Origin of the sequence: Streptomyces sp. NRRL S-350, from assembly GCF_000719705.1 — a bacterium.
Lineage (GTDB): Bacteria > Actinomycetota > Actinomycetes > Streptomycetales > Streptomycetaceae > Kitasatospora.
Genome location: NZ_JOHO01000011.1, coordinates 268,127 through 289,579, shown reverse-complemented (window position 1 = coordinate 289,579; position 21,453 = coordinate 268,127). Strand labels below are relative to the sequence as shown.

Below are 21,453 nucleotides of genomic sequence, written 5' to 3'. Positions count from 1 at the left end.
GTCACCAGTCCCTCAACTCTCGGAATCGAGGAACAGTGAGCCAGAGTACAGATCACTCGGGAAGCCACGACCACCCCGAGGGGGCGCACGCGGCGCACCGGGCGGCGGGCTGCCGCCTCTGCGCGCCCCTGCGCCACCCGTCCCAGCAGCCCGCCCGGGCCGCCCTCTCCGCCCTGCCGCGCCAGACCCGGAAGGGCGGCCGGTGATGGGACGCACCCGAAACGACCACGCCGCCGCCGCGGCCGCCGCGCGGGCGCTGCCCGGCAAGTGGACCTTCGCCGGGAACTTCCCGAGCAGCCTGACCGCCAAGTCCGTCGCCCGGAACATCAGCTCCGGCCGCCTCCCGAACTACCCGGCGTACCAGCCTGCCGGTGCCTGGGAGGCGTACGCCGCCCCCGCCGGGGACCAGGAGTCGGTCTGGGTGCGGTACATCGGCCACGGCGAGCCGGTGGCGCCGCTGCCCGACCGGATGACCGTCCGGGTCGCCGACCGCGGCGACGGCACCCGCGGCTACGTCGGCCTGGAGGTCGTCACCGTGACGATCGCCGCGACGTGCGCCGAGTGCGGCGGCCCGCGCGGCTGGGACACCGTCAGGCCGAACTGGACCTGCGAGGACGGCGCCTGGTACGGGGTCGACACCTGGACCAACGGTTGCGGCCACGTGGACATGTTCGCGGCGGTGCTGCGAGAGGCCCGGCTGCGGCCGCTGCCTGTCGCGCCTCCGTCCCGGCCGGTCGAGGTGATCGGCTGATGACCGCCGTCCTGGAGACCCCGCTGTTCAACCTCGCCGGCGAGACCGTCGAGCGCCTGGACGCTCCGACCGCCCGCCTGCTGCTGCCGAACGGCGCGCCCGAGGAGGAGTGGCACGCGGTGCGCCGCTCCGGGATCGGCGGCAGCGACGTCGCCGCGATCCTCGGCCTGGCCGGGAAGTACAACAGCCCGCGCCGGGTCTTCGAGGCCAAGCACGGCCGGAAGGTGGCCGGCGACGTCGACACCGAGTACGCCGAAGTCGGCCGCGAAATCGAAGACTTCATCGCCCGGCTGTTCGCGAAGCGCTCGGGGCTGCCGATCGGGATGCCACCGGGGACGCTGGTCCACGTCGAGCACTCGTGGATGCGGGCGAACGTCGACCGGTACGTCCTCGACCCGGCGACCGGCCTGGTCGTCGCGCCGCTGGAGTGCAAGAACCGCTCCGAGTTCCAGATCGACGACTGGGAGGACGGCGTCCCCGACGGCCCGGCTCTCCAGTCGTACTGGTACATGGCCGTCGGCGGCTGGTCGCACGCCTGGGTGGCGGCGCTGGTCGGCGGCAACAAGCTGCGCTACCACCGGCTGGAGCGCGACCAGGAGCTGATCGGCGACATCGTCGAGCACTGCGGGCGCTGGTTCCAGCGGCACGTGGTGGAGGGCTTCCCGCCGCCGCCGGACGGCCTGGAGGACACGAAGAACCTGCTGGGCCGCCTGTGGAAGGTGAAGCCGGACGACATCGCCGAGGTCGACATGGCCAAGGCGAAGGCTCTGCGGGCCCGCCGGGCGGAGCTCAAGGAGAAGGAGAAGGCCCTCGGCGCGGAGCTGGCGGCCGTCGAGAACGAGATGCGCCTGGTGGCTGGCGCCGCCGAGACCGTGAAGGTCGGCAAGTCCGTGGCCTGGACGTGGAAGGCCAACGGCACCTTCGCCGGGTCGCGCTTCGCCAAGGAGCACCCGGAGCTCGCCGCGGAGTACGTCCGCACCGTCGAAGAGCTGGACGTCGACCGCCTCAAGGTCGAGCAGCCCGAGCTGTACGCCGCCTACCGGGCCCGCACGCTGCGCGTCCCCACGAAGGAGATCTGACGATGGCTCTGTCCCTCAAGGACCGCGTGAAGGCGGCCACCGCGCCCACCGTCCCGGCCCCCGTGGTCGAGGTCGTGGAGGGCGCCACGGCGGAGGAGCTGCACGCCGCGCAGCAGGCCGACGGCGGCCAGGCCGCCGACGTGGTGATGGGCTGGCTGGAGCGGTACCGCAAGGACATCACCGCGGCCCTGCCGGACTGCATCGAGCCCGCCGTGTTCCTGGCGGCGGTGAAGGCGGCGCTGCCGGGGCTGGCCCGGTGCACGCCGGCGTCGCTGCTCCAGTCGGTGCTGACGGCCGCTCAGTTCGGCCTGGTGCCGGACGGCGTGCACTCGGTGCTCAAGGCGGACGGCCCGTTGGCGGTGTGGGTGCCGATGTACCGCGGCTACATCGACCTGATGTACCGCTCGGGCCGGGTCGGGTCGGTGCACGTCGGGTTCGTGCGGGAGCACGACGAGTTCGCCTTCGAGCCGACCGCCCCGTCCCCGCTCGACCTGGTGCACAAGCCCGAGGTCAAGGAGCCGCTGGCGAAGCGCGGCCCGGTCGTCCTGGCCTACGCCTTCGCGTGGATGCTCAACGGCTCCCGGTCGCAGGTCGTCGTGCTGAACCGCGAGGAGGCCGAGGCGGTCCGCGACGAGTACAGCGAGGCGTACCGGCGGGCCGAGGAGAACGGCGCGAAGGACAGCTTCTGGCACACGCACTTCGACGACATGTGGGCGAAGACGGCGCTGCGCCGCCTGGCGAAGGTCGTGCCGACCAGCCCGGAGCTGCGGATGCTCACCGCGGCGGAGGACGCCGGTGACGCCGGGCAGGTGCAGATCCTCCACGCGCCGACCGGGGCGGACCAGGTGCTCGTCGCCGAGGCCGAGCAGGCCGCCGCGGCGGCGGAGGCCGGTCAGGACGTCCCGGCAGTGCCGGTGACGCCGTGGGTGGCGAAGAAGCCGGGCCGCTCGAAGCCCAAGAGGCCGCGCGGCGGCCGGAAGCCCGCACGCCGCTGACCCAGCCCCTTCCCTGCCTGCCCCGGGCCCGCTCGTCGGGCCCGGGGCTCGGGCGTCAACCGTGAGGAGGAGAACGAGTTGCCCACGAAGAAGCAGTCGCCGGGGCCATGGCCGAACGGCCCGCTCGCTGGTTTCGACTTGGAGAGCACCGGCGTGGACGTGGAGACGGACCGGATCGTGACGGGGTGCGTGCTGCACCTCGGCGGGGGCGGGCCGGTGAGGACGCGCACCTGGCTGTCGGACCTGGACGGGGCGGTGATCCCGGAGCAGGCATCGGCGATCCACGGCATCCGGACGGAGGTCGCGCGGGAGTCCGGCGATCCGGCCGCCCGGGTCGTGGAGGAGATCGTCACCGCGCTGGCCGAGTGCGCGCAGGACGGCCGGCCGCTGGTGGCGATGAACGCGCCGTTCGACCTGTCGCTGCTGGACCGGGAGGCCCGGCGGCACGGCGTTGTGCCGCTGTCGGAGCGGGAGTACCGGCCGCTGATCCTGGACCTGCGGGTCCTGGACAAGCAGGTCGACCCGTACCGGACGGGCCCCCGCACGCTGGGCATGCTGTGCCGCCACTACGAGGTGCAGCACCACGGCGCGCACCACGCGGACGCCGACGCCCTGGCCGCGGTCGAGGTGACGCTGCAACTCGCCCACCGGCACCAGTGGCTGGGTCGGATCGAGCCGGACCGGCTGCACGAGATGCAGGTCGGGTGGGCGCGGTCCCAGGCGCTGTCCCTGGCGTCGTACTTCCGGCGCCAGGACGGTGACGGTCGGCGGGCGGACACGGTGCGCACCGAGTGGCCGCTGATCCCGGCGGGGGTGGCGGCATGACGGCCACCGGGGCGTTCGCCGTCGTCGGGATGGTGACGGTCGGCGCGGTGCTGTTCCTGCTGGCTGTCCTGGTGCTGCCTGCCCGCCGGGCGATGCGGATGGCGCCGGTGCCGGTGCGGGCGCGAGGCCGCGTGCTGGTGCTGCCGGAGGCCGAACTCGAACTGGCCGACTTCTTCGACTGCCCGCGCGAGGGGCGCCGGACCGCGCACGCGGTGAGCCTGGACGGCTCCCGGCGCTGCTGGGACTGCGGGCACACCACTACCCCTGGAGGCGCGCGATGAGCGTGGAGACGTTCGGTCCTGAGTACGTTCGGCCCGCGCGGAAGGAGTGCGAGCACTGCGAGTGCTGCACCGAGGCCCTGTGCGCGCGGGGCGCGACGACCATCCTGGAGTGCCTGGGGTGCACTGCCGCCCCGGAGACCCGGGCCACGGTCGCCGGGTGCCCGTGCAGCAGCGAGGAGACGCCGGGCACCGCGGCGTGGCGGGCCGGGCGGCTGCGGGTGACGCAGCTCGCCCTGGACGAGGAGCGTCGGCTCCCGGACGACCAGGTCGAGGTGCTGCGCCTGGTCGCTGACCTCGGCGACCCGGTCGAGTCGCAGGAGCAGGTGTTCGCGCTGGCCGCCCGCCGGTTCGTCGGCATGGTCGGGTCGCACCCGGAGCTGACCGAGCTCGGCGCGGTCTACCTGCGGGCGCTGGAGGAGGAGCGGGTCGAGTCGGCGGCGTCGGTCGTCGCGGTCGACTCGACGACCCGCACGGCCGAGGTGATGGTGTACGCGATCGGCCCGGAGCTGGTGACGGTGCTGCTCGACCAGCTCCTCGTGGCAACGGAGCTGACGGCGGAGGAGCTGGTCGGTCGGCCGCTGGCGGTGATGACGAACTTGCCGGGCTCGGTGGAGGACGTCGTCCTGACGGGAATTCGGCTGCTCCCCCCGCCGGTCGTCGCCGAGAAGGGCACCGGGCGTGTGGACGACGCCCTGTCCCCGGTCCCGGCGTCGGAGGCCCCGACGGCGGTCCTGCCCGTGGTGGAGGTGCTCGGCGGGATCCCGGCGGCGGTCATCCCGGTGGCGGTGGTTCCCCCGGCCGGCGACGGCCAGGCGCTCACCGAGACGGCGGCCGTGATGCCGCTGGCGGAGGCCCCGCAGGCCGCGATCGGCGAGGAGGGCGGCCGGTGAGCATCGACACGATCCCGATGTTCGACGTGACCGGGCAGCCGACGGAGGAGGCCGCCGCGCCGGTCGCGCCGACGGCGCTGTGGGCGCCGACGCCGCCGCCGTGGGCGCCGGTCTTCGAGGTGGCCGTGGTCGGCCTGCCGGGGCCGCAGGGCTCGAAGACGCACAAGGGCGGCGGCCGGATGATCGAGTCGTCGGCAAAGGTCAAGCCGTGGCGGGACGCGGTGGCGTGGACGGCGTCGGCCGCCCGGCGGCGGGCGGGCCTGGTGACGCTGTCCGGGCCGCTGCTGGCCGAGATGGTGTTCAGCTTCCCGAGGCCGCGCGGGCACTACGGCACCGGCCGGAACTCGGAGCTGCTGCGCCCGTCGGCGCCGCTCATGCCGGACGTCACCCCTGACCTCAGCAAGCTGGCGCGGAGCACGGAGGACGCGCTGACGACGGCTCAGGTGTACCGGGACGACGCGCTGCTGGTCGGCTACGTGCGGCTGGAGAAGCGGTACGTCACCGACCACCCGGCGGTCCCCGGGGTGCTGGACACCGCAGGCTGCACGATCCGCCTGTGGCGGCTGACGCCGGGCGGGGTGTGCCAGTGAGCGCCAGCCGGCCGATGTGGTGGGAGGTCCCGGAGGGGGCGACGTGGCACCGGGGCGTCGACCTGGTCGCGGTGCGGCGGGCGCTGTCGATGCGCGGCCCGTGCCCGGAGTTGTCCGAGGAGGAGCAGCGGTACGCCGTGGTGGAGGCGGCGCGGACGGGCGTGCCCGGGCCGGCGATCGCCGAGCGGATCGGCGTCGCGGACCGGACGGTGACGCGCTGGTGGCTGCAAGCGGAGGAGCAGCAGGCGGGGGTGACGTCGTGCGGCTGATCGACCTGGTCTTCGTCGGGATCTCGGCCGTCGCGATCTGGCCGTGGTGGGCGCCGGTCGCCGTCGTCGTCAGCGTGCTGCTGATCGTCCGGACGGTCCGGACACCGGCCCGGACACGTCCGGACAGCGATGTCCGGACGTACGCAAGGTGTCCGGACAGGCGTGTCCGCAGCGCGCGCGGATGTCCGGACAGGCGGCGGATGCCGTCCGCCGAGTACCCGATGACCTGCACGGACACTGTCCGGGGCGTGTCCGGACACGGCCGTGGGCCGGTGTCCGGACACGGCGGGGAGGTGTCCTGATGTCGAGGCGGAACAAGTACGCGCCGGACAACCTGCCGCGGCCCGCGCACTGGTCGGAGAAGGCGGTGTGCCGGGACTCCGAGTACCCCGACCTGTTCTTCGGCGATACGGCGGCCGACATCCAGGAGGCCAAGGCCGAGTGCAGCGTGTGCCCGGTGTCGCTGCGCTGCCTCGCCGGCGCCCTGGAGCGGGGCGAGCGGCACGGGGTGTGGGGCGGCATGTCCGAGCCGGAGCGGCGCGCGCTCGTGAAGCGCCGCCCGGACGCCGCCCAGTGGGCCGCCGCGGTGGCGGACGGCCGCCCGTACATCCCGCCGGTCACCGAGGAGGCCGAGCAGGACGACGGCGAGGACCAGGCCGACGGCGACGACGACGAGGAGGGGGCGCGTGCCCTCGCCACGGCGGCGGCCGCCTGAGCCGCCCGCCCAGTCCGTGCTCCTGGACTGGCGGGCCGCGCGGCACTGGTCGGACCGCGTCGCGCCCTGCCGGTACTGCGGGGACCTGACCCACCTGCGGGACGAGGAACGGCGGCCGGCTCACAAGGTGTGCGCCGAGCGGGCCGCCGCGAAGAACGTCGCGGCGCAGGTCGCCGCGTACTCGAGGACAGCCCTACCCGACGAGATGTGAGGAGAAGCCGAGATGGCCGCGACCGTGAAGGGCCTCGGTGTGGCGGAGGTGGTCGAGATCGTCGACTGCCTGCTGCTGGGCGCCGCGGTGGTCGAGCCGGACGCGCCGGAGCTCGCCGACCGCCGCCGCGGCATCGCGGACGAGCTCGGCGACGCCCTGGACCGGCTGCCCGGCCCGGCGGCCCGGTGAGCGCCCCTACCTGGAAGTCCGGCCCGGGTCGGGGCTGGAACACGCACCCGTGGTCGTCCCGCCCCCCGGCGGGCCGGCCTCCCCAGTAGAAGAGAAGAGGACACCACCCATGTCGAACGCTGGCGTCGCCCGTCCCGGGCCGAAGAAGTACAACCGGCTGACCGGCGAGAAGCGCGAGAAGGTCGGCAAGGCCGCCGCGAAGTCGTACGACGGCGGCGCGTCGATCCGGTCCCTCGCGGAGACCTACGACCTGTCCTATGGCGCGATGCACCGCCTCCTCGGGGACATGAAGGTCACCTTCCGCAACCGCGGCGGTGCGCGCGGGTCGCACGAGAAGCGCCCGGCCGCGGAGTAGCCCGGCCGGGCGGCCGGCTCCCGGCCGTCCGGCCCTCCCCGAAGTCCCCGTCCCGGGCACCGCCGTGGTGCCCGGGCCCCGCCAGTTCCGGAGCCCTGATGACGAACGACACCCGCACCCGCTACTTCCACGGCGGGGCGGCCGGCCTCCAGGTCGGCGACCGGCTCGTGCCCAAGCCGCCCCTGATCGCGCACCCGAACTGCCCGGAGTGCAAGGCCCGCGCCGCCGGCGTGCAGATCCGGCTGCCCGACGGTCGACTCAGCGAACCGCCGACCGGCCAGCCCGACAAGGTCTACATCAGCACGGACAAGCTGTACGCCCGCTACTACGCCTCGATGCGGTGGCTCGGCGACCTGTACCGGGTCGAGCCCGAGGGCGAGGTGGTGCGCAGCACCGAGGACGCCTTCGACACCTTCATCTGCTCGGCGGCCGTCGTCGTCCAGGTCATCGACCGGGCGGTGCGGCTCACGCCCAAGGAGCGCCGCCAGCTCGACCGCCGGTGGGCGGCCCTGGAGGTCGCGGCGCGCCGCGAGGGCATGGGCATCCCGCGCCAGCTCAACCGCCGGTGAGCACCAGGACATGCCGAAACGGCCGCCCTCGCTGGGGGCGGCCTGTGGCGTGCGGAGAGTCAGTCGGCCTGGCCCTCGGGCTTCTCACCGAGGGCCGCCAAGGCGCGCTCGTAGAACTCGGGGGACACGAGGACGGCCTGGGGCTTGTCCCGGCGGGTGAGCACGATGCGCTGGTCCAGCAGCCGTGCCTTGGCGATGACCTCGGTGAGGTTGGCGCGGGCGTCGGATACGCCCATGCGGTCTTCCTGCGACTGACTCATAACGCAAGCGTACATGCCTGCCCGGCGGACGTGAATGTCCGTCGTACTTGCGTATGCGTCGTGTTGTACAATTCGAGCATGATCGAGAACGCGGATACGCCTGCCTGGATGCCGGTGCACATGCCGCTCCAACGGCTGGACCGCGAGGACCCGGTGGCCTCGCTGCACATCCCTGACGGCGCCCAGTGCGCAGCGGTGCTCTACCGCGTGTACGACGCCAGCCGCCAGGCCCTCTACATCGGCCAGACCTCCACGGTGTCGACCCGCCTCAAGGCCCACCGGCGCGATTCGAAGTGGTGGTCGCTGGCGGAGTACATCGCCCTGTCCTTCTACGGGGCGTACGGCTCGGCGGTGGAACCGGAGCGGACCGCCCTGCGGAACGAGCGCCCCCGCTTCAACACGCAGAGCGTCCGGGGCCCGGCGTACGTGCGCCTTCCGCTGCATGGAGACGTCAGGGACGCCGCTGAGCTGATCCACGCTCAGGCGGACCCGGGATTCGTGGCGGCCCTCGCGGAACTGCTGGCGGCACCGGGGAGCTTCCCCAGGCCGGCCCCGCCGCCGCCCGCGAGGCTCCCCGGCGAGTGACCCCGCCCTACTGCCCACCGCCCAGCCCAAGCAGAGGAATCGACCCCTTGAGCACCAATGCAGATCAGCAGCAGAAGGACGGGTGCCCCGTGCACACCTTCGGCCTGAGGCTGTTGCAGCACTGGACTCCCGCGATGCCCGCTGCCTTGAAGAAGTACAAGTTCGCGGGGGTGATGGCCCAGCTCCGCGCCGTGGCGCACAAGAGCGGCGAGCTGCGCCACCGGGACGGCAAGGCGTACCGCATCCAGGACATGGCGAAGTGGTGCGGGCTCCGCGAGCCGGACATGCGCCGGATGCTCCAGGCCGGCGTGCTGGCCGGGATCGTCGTGGTCATCGGTGAGAGCAAGCGGGGCAAGTCGACGCTCTACATGCTCGTGCTGTGCCCCTTCCCGAACTGGGAGGCCGCGCTGGTCTACCTCAAGGGGACCGCTCGCACGCCGAAGGACGACGAAGGCGATGCCCCGGCGGGAAGTTCGGACCACAGTGGCTCGAACTCGGAGTTCGGACCACAGTGGCCTGAACTTCCGCAGGGAACCCCGGAAGAAGTTCGGACCACAGTGGCACGACCGAGTTCGGACCACAGTGGCACGACCGGTTCGGACCACGGTGGTCCGAACAACACAGGGGGTTCCCAGGAGAACAACAGGGAGATGGCTGATGTAGTTGGTCAGCAACCCCTCCGCGCGAGCGAGGCTCACGGCCAAACCGATTTGATCTCTCGTCAGCGGAAGAACGAGCCGGTGGCGGGTGGGCTCGGCACGGGAGCCGCTGGCGCGGCCCCGGCCGAGCAGGCGACGGCCGTGCGGGTCTGCGCCTGCGGCAAGGGCCGGATCGTCCGGGCGGACCGTGACCGCTGCGGCGGGTGCCTCCGGGACGAACGCGAGGCCGAGAGCCGGGCCGAGCAGGAACGGCGGCGGGCCGAGCAACTGCGCCGGGACAACGAGAGCGCGGCGTTGGTGCTGGGCGGCGACAAGCCCGCCTCGGCCCCGGCCGCCCCTGCTCCGGCCGCTCCGGCCACCCCGGTGGATCCGGAAGCCGACCTGCCGCTGTGGGGCCCGTCCGGCGAGCTCATCGAGCCCGACGAGTACCCCGGCTGGGAGCCCCAGGACGACGCCCAGCGGCCCGCCCTGACGTCGGTGCGCGGCGAGGGCCGTCCGGCCCGGCCGGCGAAGGGCCAGGTGCCTGGGCAGAGGCCGCTGCTCGGCCTGCTCGCGGGCGGCCTGGCCGAGGGCGAGCAGACGTGCGTCGGCTGCGGCGGCACCTACCGGCCCGCCGACGAGCACGACTACTGCTGCCAGCGCTGCCGGTACGGGACCAGCGACGCAGCGGTGACCGGATGACCCCCGCACCGCCCCTGACGACCCGTTCGACGACCGACCCGTACGAAGGAGCGAGGCCATGAACCCCGACCACATCCCGGCACTGGCCGCAGCCCTGCGGGAGCTGGGCGCGATCCCGGACCAGCACGAGCTGACCGACGGCACCCTCGGTGAGATCGCCGAGAAGCTGGACCGCTGCCGGGGCCTGGTCGCCGTCGTGCGCGGCGCCGCCCGGACGAACAGCTGCGCCCGGCACCCGGCCGGCCCGGTCGACCCGACCGCGCCGAGCAACTGCCTGCTGTGCGGAGCAGCCGCCCGCCGCCCGGCCCCGCCGACCCCGGAGGGCGTCACCACCGAGATGGTCCTCGCCCTGGTCGACGAGCACGGCGAGCAGGCCGCCGCCGAGCGGTACGGCGCGCGCGCCCTGGCCCGGGCGCTCGCCAACCGGACCCGGCACCCGTCGGTGCGCCCGGCCGGCGAGGACACCGGGCCCCCGCGGGAGGCCGTATGACGACCCGTCAGCCTCCGGTCCGACGCCCGGGGGCCGCCCCGGGCGTCGGGGCCGCGAGAGCCCCACCGGCACCCCACACGAGCCGATCAACGACCAGCCCCGCAGAGGAGGAAACCGCAGTTGAGCACCGTAGACGTCCCCGAGGCCGACATCCTGACGCTGATCGGCCAGGGGCTGACCAACGCCGAGATCGCCCGCCGTACCGGCGCCGGGCGTGCCCGGGTCGGCCGGATCCGCCGTGCCCACGGCATCCCGGACGTCTCGCAAGCCGAGTACCGGGGCCGGATCGACCACCCGCAGGGACGGCTGATCCGGCTGCTCCTCGATGAGGGCTACACCAACGCGGAGATCCACCGGCGCACCGGCGCCGCCACGGACACCGTCCGCCGCTACCGCCGCCTCGGCAAGTTCGGGCCGGCGACGATCCTGCCCGACCGCACCCGCCGGCACCGCAAGCACGACGCGATCGTGGCCCGCCTCGGCCGCGCGACGAACATCCAGATCGCCGCCGAGCTCGGCGTGGACAAGACCGTCGTCAGCCGGATCCGCGTCGCGACGGGCATTCAGTTCAAGCAGCCCCGCAAGACCAGGTCGGTCACCGAGCGCTGGGCCGAGCACCTGGTCCTCGTCGACGGCGGCCACATGGAGTGGAACGGCCCGCGCTACCGGCCCGGCGGCTCCCCGACGCTCAGGATCCGGGGCCGCTGCACCTCCCCCGCACGCCTCGGCTTCGAGTGGGCCAACGGCCGGGCCCCGGTCGGCAGCGTCCTGCCCGAGTGCGGCTACCGCGGGTGCCTGACCCCCGATCACCTCGACGACGCCGCCGGGCGCACCGAGGTCCGCCTCCAGGTCCGCTACCTCCTCGGCAAGGGCGAGGTCCGCGACACCTGCACCCGCGGGCACGTCCTCGGCGCCGCGCTCCGCCTCCAGCCGGACGGCTCCGCGAACTGCGCGATCTGCCGCCGAGACGCCGAAGGGCTCCGGCGGACCCGAGGCCGCCACGCGGCGGCCTGACCAACCACCAAGGGAGACCACGAAGATGACCACCGAAAACCGGCTGAACGCCCTCGCCGCGCTCCTCGCCGCCGGCCAGACCTGGGAGAACGGCCGCCTCGTCTCCGAGCAGCGCTACTCGGCGTACGAGATCCGCGACGTCCTCGGCTGGCCCGAGCCCACCGCACCGCCCGCCCCGACCGTCACCGCCCCCGAACGCCCGGAGGACGTCGCGTTCCGCGACGCGATCCTCGCCGAGGGCGCCGACCTGATCGGCGGCGAAGCCCTCCGCCGGCTGGAGGCGATCGACGAGGACGAGCGGCGCCCCTCCGACGAGGCCCGCTACCAGGAGTGGGTGGCCGCCGGCGACGTCCTGCTCGCCGCCCGCACCTGCCAGAAGACCGGACGTGGTTGCACCTCCCCGGCGGCCGGCCGGTGACCGCCGCGACCCGCCACCGCTGGGCCGAGGTCGGCAGCCACCGCAAGCGTTGCGGTGCCTGCGACTTGCTGGCCATCCGCCGCCCGAACCCCTACGGCCGCCAGTGGTGGACCGAGTGGACCCGCGGCGAGCAGTCCTGGAACACCCTCCAGGGCGACAAGACGCCGCCCTGCCAGCCCGAGCAGCACCCCGACCGAGAGGACAACCAACCGTGATCACCCGAGAGTTCACCCACGCCGAGCTCGGCGCCCTCGGCGTCCCGCCCGGCAGCCCGGACGACATCGACGGCGACGTCATCCTCGACGACCAGAAGCTCTACACGCTCAAGTACAGCCAGGAGCGCGCCGTGGTGTTCCGCGACGCCGACGGCGACAACCGGACCTACACCGTCACCTACGAGGCCGAGCTGGACCTCGGGGACTTCGAGGTCGGCGGCGGCGCACCGGAGAACCACGGCTGGACCGGCGACACCGTCACCGCCGTCGAGGTCGAGGAGGTCCCGATCGTCGTCACCGCGTGGCGGCCCGTCGAGGCGCACTACGAGGACCCCGAGGAGCAGGCCGCGGACCGTACCGCGGTGCAGCGCCTCGTCGACCTCTACGAGGAGACCGGCGCGCACCCGGAGGACGCCCGCGAGTGGGCCGCCGCCCTCCTCGCCCAGTACGCCAAGGAGATCGGCGCGGAGCTCCCGTGCCCCCACGAGTCGTGGGAGATCACCTCCGAGTACGAGGAAGACGGGCAGCGCTGGCAGAGCCGCCGCTGCGCCGACTGCAAGGAACACATGCACCGGCTCCCCGTCACCTCGGAGCCCGCGCCCCGGCCGTCCTTCCGGGACGCCGCGGGCCGCACCGGATACGAGGGCGACACCGTCGGCGGGACCACGTCCGGCCGCTACCAGGCCACGATCCTCGGCCCCGTCATCAAGCTCGGCAAGGACCGGGTGAAGGTCCGCTGCACCACCGGTAGCGCGGGCAGCCTGCGCCCCGGCCCGGGCGACGAGGTCTGGATCAGCCACGACCGCGTCTTCCTCGTCCAGCCCGCCACCCCGTGAACGAGGCAGCCCGCCCCGACCGAACCGGGGCGGGCGCCCGCCCAGCCAACCACACGACCCCGGAGCACCGCATGATCCGCGTCACCGACGGCGAAGGCCGCACCACCGAACTGATCGCCGTCATCCCGCCCCGAACCGGCGGGCCCGCCTACGCCTACACCGACGCCAACGGCGACAAGCTGGCGGTGTTCACCGCCGTGATCCCCGCCCTCGGCCCCGGCATCCACATCGTCACCCGCAAGGCCGGCTGCCTGATCCCCGCCGAAGCCGCGGGCTGGTTCGTCCGCGAGCTGCGCACCGTCGGCCAGAGCGCCACCGGCGCCGACGAGCACGGACCGGTGGAGATCGGCGAGCCGGAGCCCGGCCCGTACAGCAAGCTCACCGGGTACCACTACGTGGACGCGGACAAGGACGTCGTCCGCATGAAGTGGTCCGCGCTCCCGGACGGCACCCCGGCCGTCCACGTCGTCACGAGCCCCGCGGGCTGCTCGATCCCGCTCGCGGCCCTGCCCCTCGTCACCGGCTGGCTCCTCACCACCGCCCGCGCCGCCGAGCAGCACCAGGGCGGTGCCCGGTGAGCGGCCTCGTCCCGGACTGGTCCTGCACCGGCCCCGACGGGGGCACCATCGGCCTCGCCCCCGTCCCGGACACCGGCATGGGCCCCGGTGTCCGCGTCACAACCACCCCGGCGGGCATCGTGATCCCCGCCACCGGACTGCAGGCGTTCGTCGCCGCCCTGGTCGACGTCACCACTGCCGCCGCCCGAGGTGAGAGCTGATGGGACTCACCGCCGAAGAACTGGCCGCGATCCGCGCCGACGTGGAACTCGCGGTCTCCGGGAAGTGGACCGGCGTCCCCGCCGGTGGGGAGCGGTTCGCCGCCGGGATGCGCGTCGCCGACGTCCACGCCGTCAAGCTCCTCGCCGAGGTGGACCTGCTGACCACGCTCCTAGCCGAGGCCCGCGAGCGGCTGGCCGCCTACGGCACCCCCGTCCTCCAGTTCCCGCCCCTGCCTGGGCCGGACCGCGGCGAGATCGAGCGGGCCAGGATCCGCACGATGATGGAGGCCGGGTTCACCGACTACCCGGCGTTCGTCGGCCTCGGGGTCTGCCCCGAGGGGGACCGCTGCCCGATGGGCCCGACCCAGGGATTTCACCTGACGAAGCGCGGCCGGCTCCCCGTCCACCGCCCGGACCTGTACGGCCGCCGCTGCGACGGCTCCGGCGAGAGGCCGCTCGTGGTCCTCGCGTACCTGCCCGAGCCCGCCCCCGAGCGGATGCGTGTCCACGACGCCACCGCCGCCTTCCCCCAGACCAAGCACGTCCTGGAGGACGACGGCCTCACTGTCTGCCGCGTGCCGGCCACCGGCCCGATCTCCGCCGAGCACGACGCCAAGCACCCGCTGTGCCGCGCCTGCCGCGAAGCCCTCACCCCCGGCACCGAGCCCGCCCCGGCCGCCGACCCGTCCTGACCCCCATGCGGCCACCGCCCGCACCGGGCGGTGGCCGCCCCGCACGAAGGGAACCACACCGTGGACTACGCCGACAGCATCGCCTCCGCCGCCGACCTGCTCCGCGCCGCCGCACGCGCCGCGAAGGTGCCCGCGCCGACCCCGTGGGCCATCGACCGCACCGGGCCCGCCGACCAGGGCGACGTCCTGTACGCCGAGAACGGCAACATCGTCGCCGACCGCTCCGCCGACCAGCCGGGCGAGGACGTCGACCTGCCCTACCTCGCCCTCGCCAACCCGGACTTCGGCCTCGCGGTCGCCGCGATGCTCGACGACGAGCTGAACGCCTACCAGGCGGCCGTCGCCGGCGTCGCCGCGACCTTCCCCCACGACGAGACCCGCCGCCGCGACTGGCTCGCCGCCCGGGAGAACGTCCACACGCTGAACCTGGCCCGCCTCATCCACGAGGCCGCCGCCCGCAACGGCCTGGCCGCGGCCGTCGCCCCGTGAACGCCCTCACCCGCGCCGCAGCGGCCCTTCCCCGACTCCTGCTCGCCGCCGCGCACCGCGCCGCCGGCTGGCTGTTCTTCGCCCTCGGCCGGTACGCCATCCCCCAACGGCCGCCCGCCCGCCCGAAGCCGCGCATGGCCACCAACGGACGCCGCCCCCGCATCCCCGAACAGCTGAACCTCGACCTGCTGGTGGCCTCCCTCATGGCCCGCTCCTGCGCCTGCGAGCGCTGGTGGACCAGCTGCGGCACCCTCCACGACCACGACTGCCCGGTCATGACCGCCAAGGAGAACTCCGGATGACCCGCCCCAGCACCCTCGACCACGCCGCACCGCCCCTGCCGGAGCTGCCCGACGGCGCCCTCGACTCCGCCGTGACCGGCGCCGCCGACGCCCTCGACGCCACCGACGGCATCCCGGACCTGCGCGACCTGCTCCACTACGCCCTCGCCGCCCTCGACCGCGACGGCTACCTCACCGACCGCCAGAACCCGGACCCCGACGGCCGCACCGAACGCCTCCTGCGCCACAACGGCCGGCTGCTGGACACCTACCACCGCCACCGCCGCGAGATCACCGCGGTCCTCAAGCAGGCCGCCCGGTGGAAGCGCCGCGCCCTGACCACCCGGGACAACGTCGGGCACCAGGCCCGCCGCGCCGCCACCGCGGAAGCCGAGAACGCCCGCCTGCGGGCCGCCGTCGCCGCCGTGCGCGCCCTCGACCAGCACCCCGGCGAGACCGAGGACGAGCGGGACGCCCGCCACCGGCAGCTCGACCCCGGCAACTACCAGTACACCCGCGGCATGGAAGACGCCCAGTGGGACGCCCGCCACGCCATCGACACCGCCCTCAAGGAGAACTGACCCGTGACCGACACCGCCCAGCCCGTCCCCGCCGACCTCGCGACGGCCGCCGCGCTCGCCTACGCCGCCTACGGCAACGCCACCGGCGGCCGGAACTTCCTCGGCGACCCGATGCCCGCCTGGGGCGACCTCCCCGAGGCCATCCAGCGCGCCTGGGGCGCCGCCGCCGCCGCGATCTGGCGGTACGTCACCCCGGCCAACGCCGACCACATGGACGAGGTCGCCCAGGCGATGCGCGAGGGGAAGGTCGGCCCCGAGGAGTGGACCAGCCGCGAGGTCCGCGACGCCGTCCAGTTCGCCGCCCGCCACCTGCGGGAGTCCGTCCACACCCCCATGGAGGGCTGACCCATGGGATGGAGCTCCGCCGGACCCAAGCTCTTCGACCCGATCGCCCGGCTCCTGGTGGACACCGGCGCCGAGCCCAAGCGCACGGAGGACGTCCTCGCCCAGGTGATCGGCGTGCTGCGCGAAGAGGACTGGGACACCGAGTACGACTCGCTGGCCCACTTCGCCGACCACCCCGCCGTGGTCCGGGCGTTCGCCCGCAACGGCGTCACCCTCACCGACAACTGACCACCCGAGCCCGGCCGCGCACCGCGGCCGGGCCCACCCCGCAAGGAGAACCCCGTGGAACAGATCCTCCTCACCGCGCCGGACCGCGCCGACCAGGCCGCCGTGCCGCTGCCGCCGTTCAGCGGCGACGAGCCGCCCTGCCCGAAGTGCCGCTGGGCCGGAGCCCTGACCTACTACCGGCCGCCCCTGCCCCGGCAGCGCTCCGAGTTCAACGGCCGCACCGACCAGCGCGGCCCCCTGCCCGAACGCCTGGAGCGCTGCTGCTCCCGCTGCGACTACCGCTGGGACGAGGCCCTGGCCGACCCCGCCGACCAGGTCGCCCAGCTCCTCGCCCACCCGGACGCCATCCCGGTGCCGCTGCTCATCACGCCCGCGATCGAGCGGCCCCCGGCCATCGAGGAGGACGTCCTCGCCATGCTGGAGCGCTGCCCGGAGGCGGACCGCCTGGACCCGGCCCACCACCGGGACCTCGCGGGCCGGCTCATCGCCCAGGCCGACATCTACCCGCGGTGGGACAGCGAGCCCCCGGCCGGAGGCTGGCCGACCCGGGCCACCCGCGAGGACGTCGCCAAGATCCTGGGCGTGGTCCTGCCGGACATGTACGTGGAAGGCCGGAGCACCCTCGCCGACACCGCCGACGTCCTCCTGGCGCACGCCATCGTCCACCTCCGCCCGGCGGCGACCGCATGACCGGCCGCATCCCGCTCGACGACCTCACCAGCGACCAGCTCGACGAGCTCTACGACCGGCTGGAATCCGCCGAGGCGGCGGCGGCCTGCACCCGGCACGCCATGCCGCTGCTGCGCCAGGCCCTCGGCGACCTGCCCGCCGCCTGCCGCTACCACGGCGCCCGCCTCGACCCCGATCGGTTCGCCTGGGGCCGGGAGGCGTGCTGCGACACCGGCGTCCCGTCCCGCAGGCGCCGGGAAGCCGAAGCCGCGCTCGACGTCCTCGCCCAGGCCGTCGAGCCCGTCCGCCGCACCGGCCCGAGCGCCGCCACGATCTCCGCGCGCGGCCAGGACCCGCGCCAGCCGGCGTGGGACGCGGTCTTCGCCATGATCGGCACGCTGCCCCGCGACGCCTCCGGCGCCGTTCACGGCGTCGCCCGCAACAGCCTGATCTGGCACGCCGTCGACGCCGCGCTCGTCGCCCTCGGCTACCAGTCCTCGTACGCGAAGCCGCCGCGTCCGGACACGGCGGCGGACAGCGTCCGGACAGCCGGACACGCCCCCGGCGGACACGCCCGCGCCCTGCCCGCGACCAGGGCGGACACCGTCCGGACGCAGCGCCGGGACAACGGAGCGCTCCGGCTCCCGTTCCGACACCGGCCGACCGCTGTCCGGGTGACCGTCCTCGGCACCGACGGCTCGCCGACGACCGCCCTCGTCGTCCACCTCCCGGAGCCCGACCCGTTCACCACGCCGGAGACCGACCCGTGGGCGACCGCGGGCCGTGTCGTCACCCGGGCCCCGGCCGACGCCTTCACCCGGCCCGCACCGACGGCCGGCGACATGACGGTGGTCCTCGACATCGCCCTCCCGGTCGACGACGGCCTGCGCCTGCTGGACATGTGCACCGTCCCCGGCGCCGACTACCCGCCGAAGATGCGGATGGTCAGCGTGGAGCTCTGGGCTCCCGCCGAGCTGCCCGGCGAGTGGGTCCACGCGACGTTCGGCGGGCTCTCCGGCCCGTCCGGACCGGAGATCGACGACGACCTGATGCGGTTCCAGTGCTCGGCACCGGTCGGCCCCCGCACGGGGCCGCTGACCACCGTGGCGGCCGCGATCCCGTCGGCCACGGACACCCGCCCGGACACCGGACACGCCACCGGCGGACATGTCCGCAGCCTGCCCGTGATCGGCGAGGGCGGGACCGGCTGCACGTTCCCGACCAGGGCGGACACCGCCCGGACACCGCCCGGACAACCGTGTCCGGACGCGGGCCCGGACTGCCCGGACACCTGCCGCCCGGACACGGCGGACAACCGGTGTCCGGACACCGGCGGACACGGCGGCGGACAGTGTCCGGACATCGTGATCAACACCAGCGGACTCGAGGACGAGACCCGCCGCCGACAGCTCGCCGCCGCGTTTGCCGCCGCCTTGGAGATCCCCGTCGACCTGATCGCCGGGCCCACCGAGGCCGTCCCGCCCGCGTGCGACCCGGCACCCGCCCACGACGCCGGCCCGTCGGCCTGCGACACCACAGGAGGGTTCGAATGACCCACCCCACCGACGAGGAGGAGACGCCGCTCCACTTCCGGCCGGACGCCCTGCGCCTGACCGTCCTCCAGCCCGACGCCCCGCCCGCCTTCACCTTCCACGCGCCGCCCAGGGAGCCGTTCTCCACGCCGGGCAGCGACCCGTGGACGATCCGCGGCCGGTCCGTCCCCCCGGACGCCGCGCACCTCTCCGGCAGCTACGACCAGCTCGGCCGCCCGCTCGCCGGCCAGCGCATGACCGCGCTGCGCATCCCGCTCCCCACCGCCGACGGCACCCGCCTCCTCGCGGCCTGCGTCACCGACACCGCCCCCGGCATCCCGCCCGCGGTCCGCCTCATCGCCGCCGAGATGTGGCTGCCCTCCACCACCCGGGGCGCGTGGACGCACCTCCTCTTCCCCGGCCTCACCCACGAAGTGGAGCTGGTCCCCAACCCGGACCGCCTGCTGCTCCACTGCCGCACCATCGCGACGAACACCTGGGGCACCGGCCCGCACGGCGACGGCCCGCCGGTCGGCCCGCACGCCCTGATGGTCGTCGCCCAGACCAGCACCCCGCCCCCGCCACCCGGCTGGAACCCCCTCAAATGAGGGCCCAAAAGTAGAACCGCCCCTACAAAGCCGCAGGTCAGCGGCACCAAAAAGCGAGAGGCCCCCGCCGCCTGCGGGGGCCTCTCACCGTTTCCGGGAGCCGTGAGCGAGGTGGGAGTCGAACCCACACGCCGCGAGCGGCCGCGACTTTTAAGGTCGCTGCGTCTGCCGGTTCCGCCACTCGCCCGAGCAAGAAGTGATCACGCTACGGCCAATCTCCCTGACCCGCCGTCACGAGTCAAGGCCGCTTCTGCGCCATCTGCCGCAGAAGCCCGGCCCAACTCCGCGTGAGCCCCGCCACGCCCCCAGCGCCCAGCACTGGGCACCACCACCCGGCAGCAGCCGGGAAACTGATGACACGTCAGCTCGAAGGAGCCACCATGCCCGCCCAGCCCACCACCACCGCGGCCACCCGCGCCGCCGCCGCGTACGCCGCCCTGACCGCCGCCCACGAGATCGGTGACTACCTGGTCCAGCGGGACGAGGACGCCGCCGCGAAGGGCCACCGCGGCCCGGCCGGCGCCGCCGCCTGCGCACGCCACGTCGCCAGCTACACCGCCACCCAGGCGCTCGCCCTCTGGGCCGCGAACCGCTACCTCGGCCTCGGCATCAGCCCGGCCCGGGCCGCCGCCGGCCTGGCCGTCTCGGCGCTCACGCACTACGCCGCCGACCGCTGCGCCGGGCACTGGGCCGAGACCGGCCCCGACGCCCCGCTGCTCGTCCGCGCCGCCCACCGCGCGGGGAAGGGCGGATGGCTCACCCGCGACCACCGCGCCGGAGCCCTCCTCGACCAGGCGTGGCACAAGGGATGGATCGCCCTCGCCGCCGCCGTCGCCGCCGGGCCCGGACACCGCGCCTGACCAGCACGGACACCGTCCGGACAGTGTCCGGACACGACAGCGGCCCCCACCCCGGAAGGGGAGGGGGCCGCCGACCCGGGCTCACAGCCCCAGGTCGTCCAAGGTGTACGCGGTCACGTACGGCAGGCCCGTCTCGGCGATCGCCGGGGCCGCGCCGCGCTCCACGATCACCGCGACACCCACCACCTCGGCGCCCGCCTCGCGCAGCGCCTCCACCGCGGTCAGCACCGAACCGCCGGTCGTCGAGGTGTCCTCCACCGCCAGCACCCGGCGGCCCTTCACGTCCGGGCCCTCGATCCGGCGCTGCAACCCGTGCGCCTTGCCCGCCTTCCGCACCACGAACGCGTCCAGCTTCCGACCGCGCGCCGCCGCCGCGTGCAGCATCGCCGCCGCCACCGGGTCCGCGCCCAGAGTCAGCCCGCCCACCGCGTCGAACTCCAGGTCCGCCGCCGCGTCCAACATCACCTTGCCGACCAGCGGCGCCGCCTCCGCGTCCAGCGTGATCCGGCGCAGGTCCACGTAGTAATCAGCCTCCAGGCCGGAGGAGAGGGTGACCTTGCCGTGCACGACGGCCTTGTCCTTGATCTGCGCCAGCAGGGCGTCCCGGTCATTGCTCATGAGTGATCAGTCTAGGGCCGCCCAGCACACCCGGAGCCCGCCCCGACCAGCGCGGACACCCCGCGACGGAAACGCCAGTGGCCCCCGCCCAGAAGGGCAGGGGCCACTCTCGAATGCATGGACGGCCGGATCAGGTACTCTCCCCAGCCGGTTGGGCCGTACCGCCCGGGCGGCCGTCCACGCCGCCCGGGCCGCGACCACCAGCAAGGCCCTGCACCAGCGCCGCTACCTCGTCCACCGCCTCACCAGACGCACCGGACAGCACCCGCCGCCGGCCAGCACAGACCACCTCCACCCAGTCGACATCCACGTCAGGTCAGCTCCTCGATGTGCGTCACCCGCACCGAGACGATGTCCCCGGCCCGGCCCGACTGGATCTCCGCACCCAGCGGCGCCGTCTCGCCCTCCGCGGTCGCACCCGCCGCCAAGTCCAAGGCGGTCACGGCCGTGCTGCCGAGCGTGTTCCCGTCCCGATCGGCGAACGTCAGCTTCGCCATGTACGACTCGGTGTCGTCGTCCGTCGACGTGATCGACCACTGCACGACGTAGGCGTGCGCCCCCCACACCGCATGATCCTGGTACCCGGCCGACACCACCGAGGCGAACCCGTCGTCATCGCCGACCTCCCCGGGCTTGAACGCCCGCTTCGCCTTCGACTTCGCCTTCGACTTCGCCTTCGACTTCGACGGCGCCGGCTTCGCCTTCTTCGACGCGGACGACGACGGCTTCGACTTGCTCGGCTTCGCGCCGTTGCAGCCGGCCAGCAGACCGACGGAGACGGCGGCCGCGAGCACCGCGGCGGTGATCCTGCGCATGGTGGAACCTGCTCTCTGTGCTGAGGTGGGTGCAGAGGGTAGCGGCCACTGGGCATGCCGGGGCCGCGCCGGGCGGCGTC

At 74.3% G+C, this 21,453-nt stretch carries 36 protein-coding genes and 1 tRNA gene; 33 read left to right on the top strand and 4 right to left on the bottom strand.

The features are described 5' to 3' along the window. The first annotated feature begins 35 nt into the window (after positions 1–35). The 14 genes from IF30_RS47730 to IF30_RS0113895 all read left to right on the top strand — a co-directional run bounded on the left by IF30_RS47730 (position 36) and on the right by IF30_RS0113895 (position 7,719). A complete protein-coding gene (locus IF30_RS47730; RefSeq protein ID WP_158834993.1) occupies positions 36–206 on the top strand; it encodes a hypothetical protein in 171 nt (56 codons plus the stop codon). Next, positions 206–751, top strand: coding sequence for a hypothetical protein (locus tag IF30_RS0113960; RefSeq protein WP_030236991.1), 546 nt, complete (start codon positions 206–208; stop codon positions 749–751). Before IF30_RS47730 ends, IF30_RS0113960 begins: the two co-directional genes overlap by 1 nt. Next, positions 751–1,830 carry a YqaJ viral recombinase family protein gene (locus tag IF30_RS0113955; protein WP_051710179.1) on the top strand — a complete coding sequence of 360 codons (1,080 nt, stop codon included), beginning with the start codon at positions 751–753 and terminating at the stop codon, positions 1,828–1,830. The genes IF30_RS0113960 and IF30_RS0113955 overlap by 1 nt, the downstream gene beginning before the upstream one ends. A 2-nt stretch (positions 1,831–1,832) precedes the next feature. After that, entirely contained in the window at positions 1,833–2,825 is a 993-nt protein-coding gene (locus IF30_RS0113950; protein ID WP_030236986.1) for a recombinase RecT, read from the top strand. Between the two features lie 78 nt (positions 2,826–2,903). After that, positions 2,904–3,650: an exonuclease domain-containing protein gene (locus IF30_RS0113945; RefSeq protein WP_051710176.1), complete on the top strand. Its 747-nt coding sequence runs from the start codon at positions 2,904–2,906 to the stop codon at positions 3,648–3,650. Next, positions 3,647–3,931: a hypothetical protein gene (locus IF30_RS0113940; protein WP_030236981.1), complete on the top strand. Its 285-nt coding sequence runs from the start codon at positions 3,647–3,649 to the stop codon at positions 3,929–3,931. Before IF30_RS0113945 ends, IF30_RS0113940 begins: the two co-directional genes overlap by 4 nt. Continuing rightward, positions 3,928–4,821: a hypothetical protein gene (locus tag IF30_RS47725; RefSeq protein ID WP_030236978.1), complete on the top strand. Its 894-nt coding sequence runs from the start codon at positions 3,928–3,930 to the stop codon at positions 4,819–4,821. Before IF30_RS0113940 ends, IF30_RS47725 begins: the two co-directional genes overlap by 4 nt. Next, positions 4,818–5,411: a RusA family crossover junction endodeoxyribonuclease gene (locus tag IF30_RS41425; RefSeq protein ID WP_107054391.1), complete on the top strand. Its 594-nt coding sequence runs from the start codon at positions 4,818–4,820 to the stop codon at positions 5,409–5,411. Before IF30_RS47725 ends, IF30_RS41425 begins: the two co-directional genes overlap by 4 nt. Continuing rightward, positions 5,408–5,680 (top strand): helix-turn-helix domain-containing protein, encoded by a 273-nt coding sequence (locus IF30_RS0113925; protein ID WP_158834990.1) that lies wholly within the window; start codon positions 5,408–5,410, stop codon positions 5,678–5,680. Before IF30_RS41425 ends, IF30_RS0113925 begins: the two co-directional genes overlap by 4 nt. A gap of 301 nt (positions 5,681–5,981) precedes the next feature. Next, a complete protein-coding gene (locus tag IF30_RS50580) occupies positions 5,982–6,395 on the top strand; it encodes a WhiB family transcriptional regulator (protein WP_063752622.1) in 414 nt (137 codons plus the stop codon). Further along, positions 6,367–6,606 (top strand): hypothetical protein, encoded by a 240-nt coding sequence (locus IF30_RS0113910; protein WP_030236968.1) that lies wholly within the window; start codon positions 6,367–6,369, stop codon positions 6,604–6,606. Before IF30_RS50580 ends, IF30_RS0113910 begins: the two co-directional genes overlap by 29 nt. Positions 6,607–6,618: 12 nt before the next feature. Further along, complete coding sequence (locus IF30_RS48625) at positions 6,619–6,795, top strand: hypothetical protein (protein WP_199807865.1); 177 nt, start codon at positions 6,619–6,621, stop codon at positions 6,793–6,795. Between the two features lie 109 nt (positions 6,796–6,904). After that, positions 6,905–7,150, top strand: a complete 246-nt coding sequence (locus IF30_RS0113900; RefSeq protein WP_030236967.1) for a helix-turn-helix domain-containing protein — start codon at positions 6,905–6,907, stop codon at positions 7,148–7,150. A 98-nt stretch (positions 7,151–7,248) separates the two neighbouring features. Further along, entirely contained in the window at positions 7,249–7,719 is a 471-nt protein-coding gene (locus IF30_RS0113895; RefSeq protein ID WP_063752620.1) for a hypothetical protein, read from the top strand. Positions 7,720–7,778: 59 nt separating this feature from the next. On the opposite strand, the gene IF30_RS47720 is transcribed toward IF30_RS0113895, so the two are convergent. After that, the gene (locus tag IF30_RS47720; RefSeq protein ID WP_158834987.1) at positions 7,779–7,955 is read right to left on the bottom strand and encodes a type II toxin-antitoxin system Phd/YefM family antitoxin; all 177 of its coding nucleotides are present in this window, start codon (positions 7,953–7,955) and stop codon (positions 7,779–7,781) included. A 102-nt stretch (positions 7,956–8,057) separates the two neighbouring features. Here IF30_RS47720 and IF30_RS47715 point away from each other — a divergent pair, with 102 nt between their 5' ends. From IF30_RS47715 to IF30_RS0113800, 18 genes are all read left to right on the top strand, one after another. Next, entirely contained in the window at positions 8,058–8,564 is a 507-nt protein-coding gene (locus IF30_RS47715) for a GIY-YIG nuclease family protein (RefSeq protein WP_158834984.1), read from the top strand. Between the two features lie 47 nt (positions 8,565–8,611). Continuing rightward, complete coding sequence (locus IF30_RS0113880; protein WP_158834981.1) at positions 8,612–9,904, top strand: hypothetical protein; 1,293 nt, start codon at positions 8,612–8,614, stop codon at positions 9,902–9,904. 58 nt (positions 9,905–9,962) lie between these two features. Then, positions 9,963–10,394, top strand: coding sequence for a hypothetical protein (locus IF30_RS43520; protein ID WP_051710174.1), 432 nt, complete (start codon positions 9,963–9,965; stop codon positions 10,392–10,394). A 120-nt stretch (positions 10,395–10,514) separates the two neighbouring features. Continuing rightward, complete coding sequence (locus IF30_RS43515; RefSeq protein ID WP_051710171.1) at positions 10,515–11,408, top strand: hypothetical protein; 894 nt, start codon at positions 10,515–10,517, stop codon at positions 11,406–11,408. Between the two features lie 25 nt (positions 11,409–11,433). Then, positions 11,434–11,826, top strand: coding sequence for a hypothetical protein (locus IF30_RS0113865; RefSeq protein WP_030236956.1), 393 nt, complete (start codon positions 11,434–11,436; stop codon positions 11,824–11,826). Further along, complete coding sequence (locus IF30_RS0113860) at positions 11,823–12,041, top strand: hypothetical protein (protein WP_158834978.1); 219 nt, start codon at positions 11,823–11,825, stop codon at positions 12,039–12,041. The genes IF30_RS0113865 and IF30_RS0113860 overlap by 4 nt, the downstream gene beginning before the upstream one ends. Further along, positions 12,038–12,877: a hypothetical protein gene (locus IF30_RS0113855; protein ID WP_030236950.1), complete on the top strand. Its 840-nt coding sequence runs from the start codon at positions 12,038–12,040 to the stop codon at positions 12,875–12,877. Before IF30_RS0113860 ends, IF30_RS0113855 begins: the two co-directional genes overlap by 4 nt. Before the next feature lie 71 nt (positions 12,878–12,948). Further along, positions 12,949–13,455, top strand: a complete 507-nt coding sequence (locus IF30_RS0113850) for a hypothetical protein (RefSeq protein WP_030236947.1) — start codon at positions 12,949–12,951, stop codon at positions 13,453–13,455. After that, a complete protein-coding gene (locus tag IF30_RS0113845) occupies positions 13,452–13,655 on the top strand; it encodes a hypothetical protein (RefSeq protein ID WP_030236945.1) in 204 nt (67 codons plus the stop codon). The genes IF30_RS0113850 and IF30_RS0113845 overlap by 4 nt, the downstream gene beginning before the upstream one ends. Further along, positions 13,655–14,347 carry a hypothetical protein gene (locus IF30_RS0113840; RefSeq protein WP_030236940.1) on the top strand — a complete coding sequence of 231 codons (693 nt, stop codon included), beginning with the start codon at positions 13,655–13,657 and terminating at the stop codon, positions 14,345–14,347. Before IF30_RS0113845 ends, IF30_RS0113840 begins: the two co-directional genes overlap by 1 nt. Before the next feature lie 60 nt (positions 14,348–14,407). Further along, entirely contained in the window at positions 14,408–14,836 is a 429-nt protein-coding gene (locus IF30_RS0113835; RefSeq protein WP_030236939.1) for a hypothetical protein, read from the top strand. Continuing rightward, a complete protein-coding gene (locus IF30_RS0113830) occupies positions 14,833–15,138 on the top strand; it encodes a hypothetical protein (protein WP_030236936.1) in 306 nt (101 codons plus the stop codon). Before IF30_RS0113835 ends, IF30_RS0113830 begins: the two co-directional genes overlap by 4 nt. Continuing rightward, a complete protein-coding gene (locus tag IF30_RS0113825) occupies positions 15,135–15,698 on the top strand; it encodes a hypothetical protein (RefSeq protein WP_030236933.1) in 564 nt (187 codons plus the stop codon). The genes IF30_RS0113830 and IF30_RS0113825 overlap by 4 nt, the downstream gene beginning before the upstream one ends. Positions 15,699–15,701: 3 nt before the next feature. After that, positions 15,702–16,043, top strand: coding sequence for a hypothetical protein (locus tag IF30_RS0113820; RefSeq protein ID WP_030236932.1), 342 nt, complete (start codon positions 15,702–15,704; stop codon positions 16,041–16,043). Between the two features lie 3 nt (positions 16,044–16,046). Further along, positions 16,047–16,271, top strand: coding sequence for a hypothetical protein (locus tag IF30_RS41420; RefSeq protein WP_030236930.1), 225 nt, complete (start codon positions 16,047–16,049; stop codon positions 16,269–16,271). Positions 16,272–16,325: 54 nt separating this feature from the next. Beyond that, positions 16,326–16,961, top strand: a complete 636-nt coding sequence (locus IF30_RS43510; protein ID WP_030236928.1) for a hypothetical protein — start codon at positions 16,326–16,328, stop codon at positions 16,959–16,961. Next, positions 16,958–18,493: a hypothetical protein gene (locus IF30_RS0113805; RefSeq protein ID WP_030236927.1), complete on the top strand. Its 1,536-nt coding sequence runs from the start codon at positions 16,958–16,960 to the stop codon at positions 18,491–18,493. The genes IF30_RS43510 and IF30_RS0113805 overlap by 4 nt, the downstream gene beginning before the upstream one ends. Further along, positions 18,490–19,080 (top strand): hypothetical protein, encoded by a 591-nt coding sequence (locus tag IF30_RS0113800; RefSeq protein ID WP_030236924.1) that lies wholly within the window; start codon positions 18,490–18,492, stop codon positions 19,078–19,080. Before IF30_RS0113805 ends, IF30_RS0113800 begins: the two co-directional genes overlap by 4 nt. A 103-nt stretch (positions 19,081–19,183) precedes the next feature. On the opposite strand, the gene IF30_RS0113795 is transcribed toward IF30_RS0113800, so the two are convergent. After that, positions 19,184–19,267, bottom strand: a tRNA-Leu gene (locus IF30_RS0113795). A 193-nt stretch (positions 19,268–19,460) separates the two neighbouring features. Here IF30_RS0113795 and IF30_RS0113790 point away from each other — a divergent pair. After that, on the top strand, positions 19,461–19,940 hold the full coding sequence (locus tag IF30_RS0113790) for a hypothetical protein (protein ID WP_030236922.1): 480 nt from the start codon (positions 19,461–19,463) through the stop codon (positions 19,938–19,940). A gap of 81 nt (positions 19,941–20,021) precedes the next feature. Here the strand turns inward: IF30_RS0113790 and pyrE are convergent, their stop codons facing one another. Next, entirely contained in the window at positions 20,022–20,558 is a 537-nt protein-coding gene (gene pyrE / locus IF30_RS0113785) for an orotate phosphoribosyltransferase (RefSeq protein WP_030236919.1), read from the bottom strand. A 311-nt stretch (positions 20,559–20,869) separates the two neighbouring features. After that, positions 20,870–21,373, bottom strand: coding sequence for a hypothetical protein (locus IF30_RS0113780; protein ID WP_030236917.1), 504 nt, complete (start codon positions 21,371–21,373; stop codon positions 20,870–20,872). Positions 21,374–21,453: the final 80 nt, after the last annotated feature.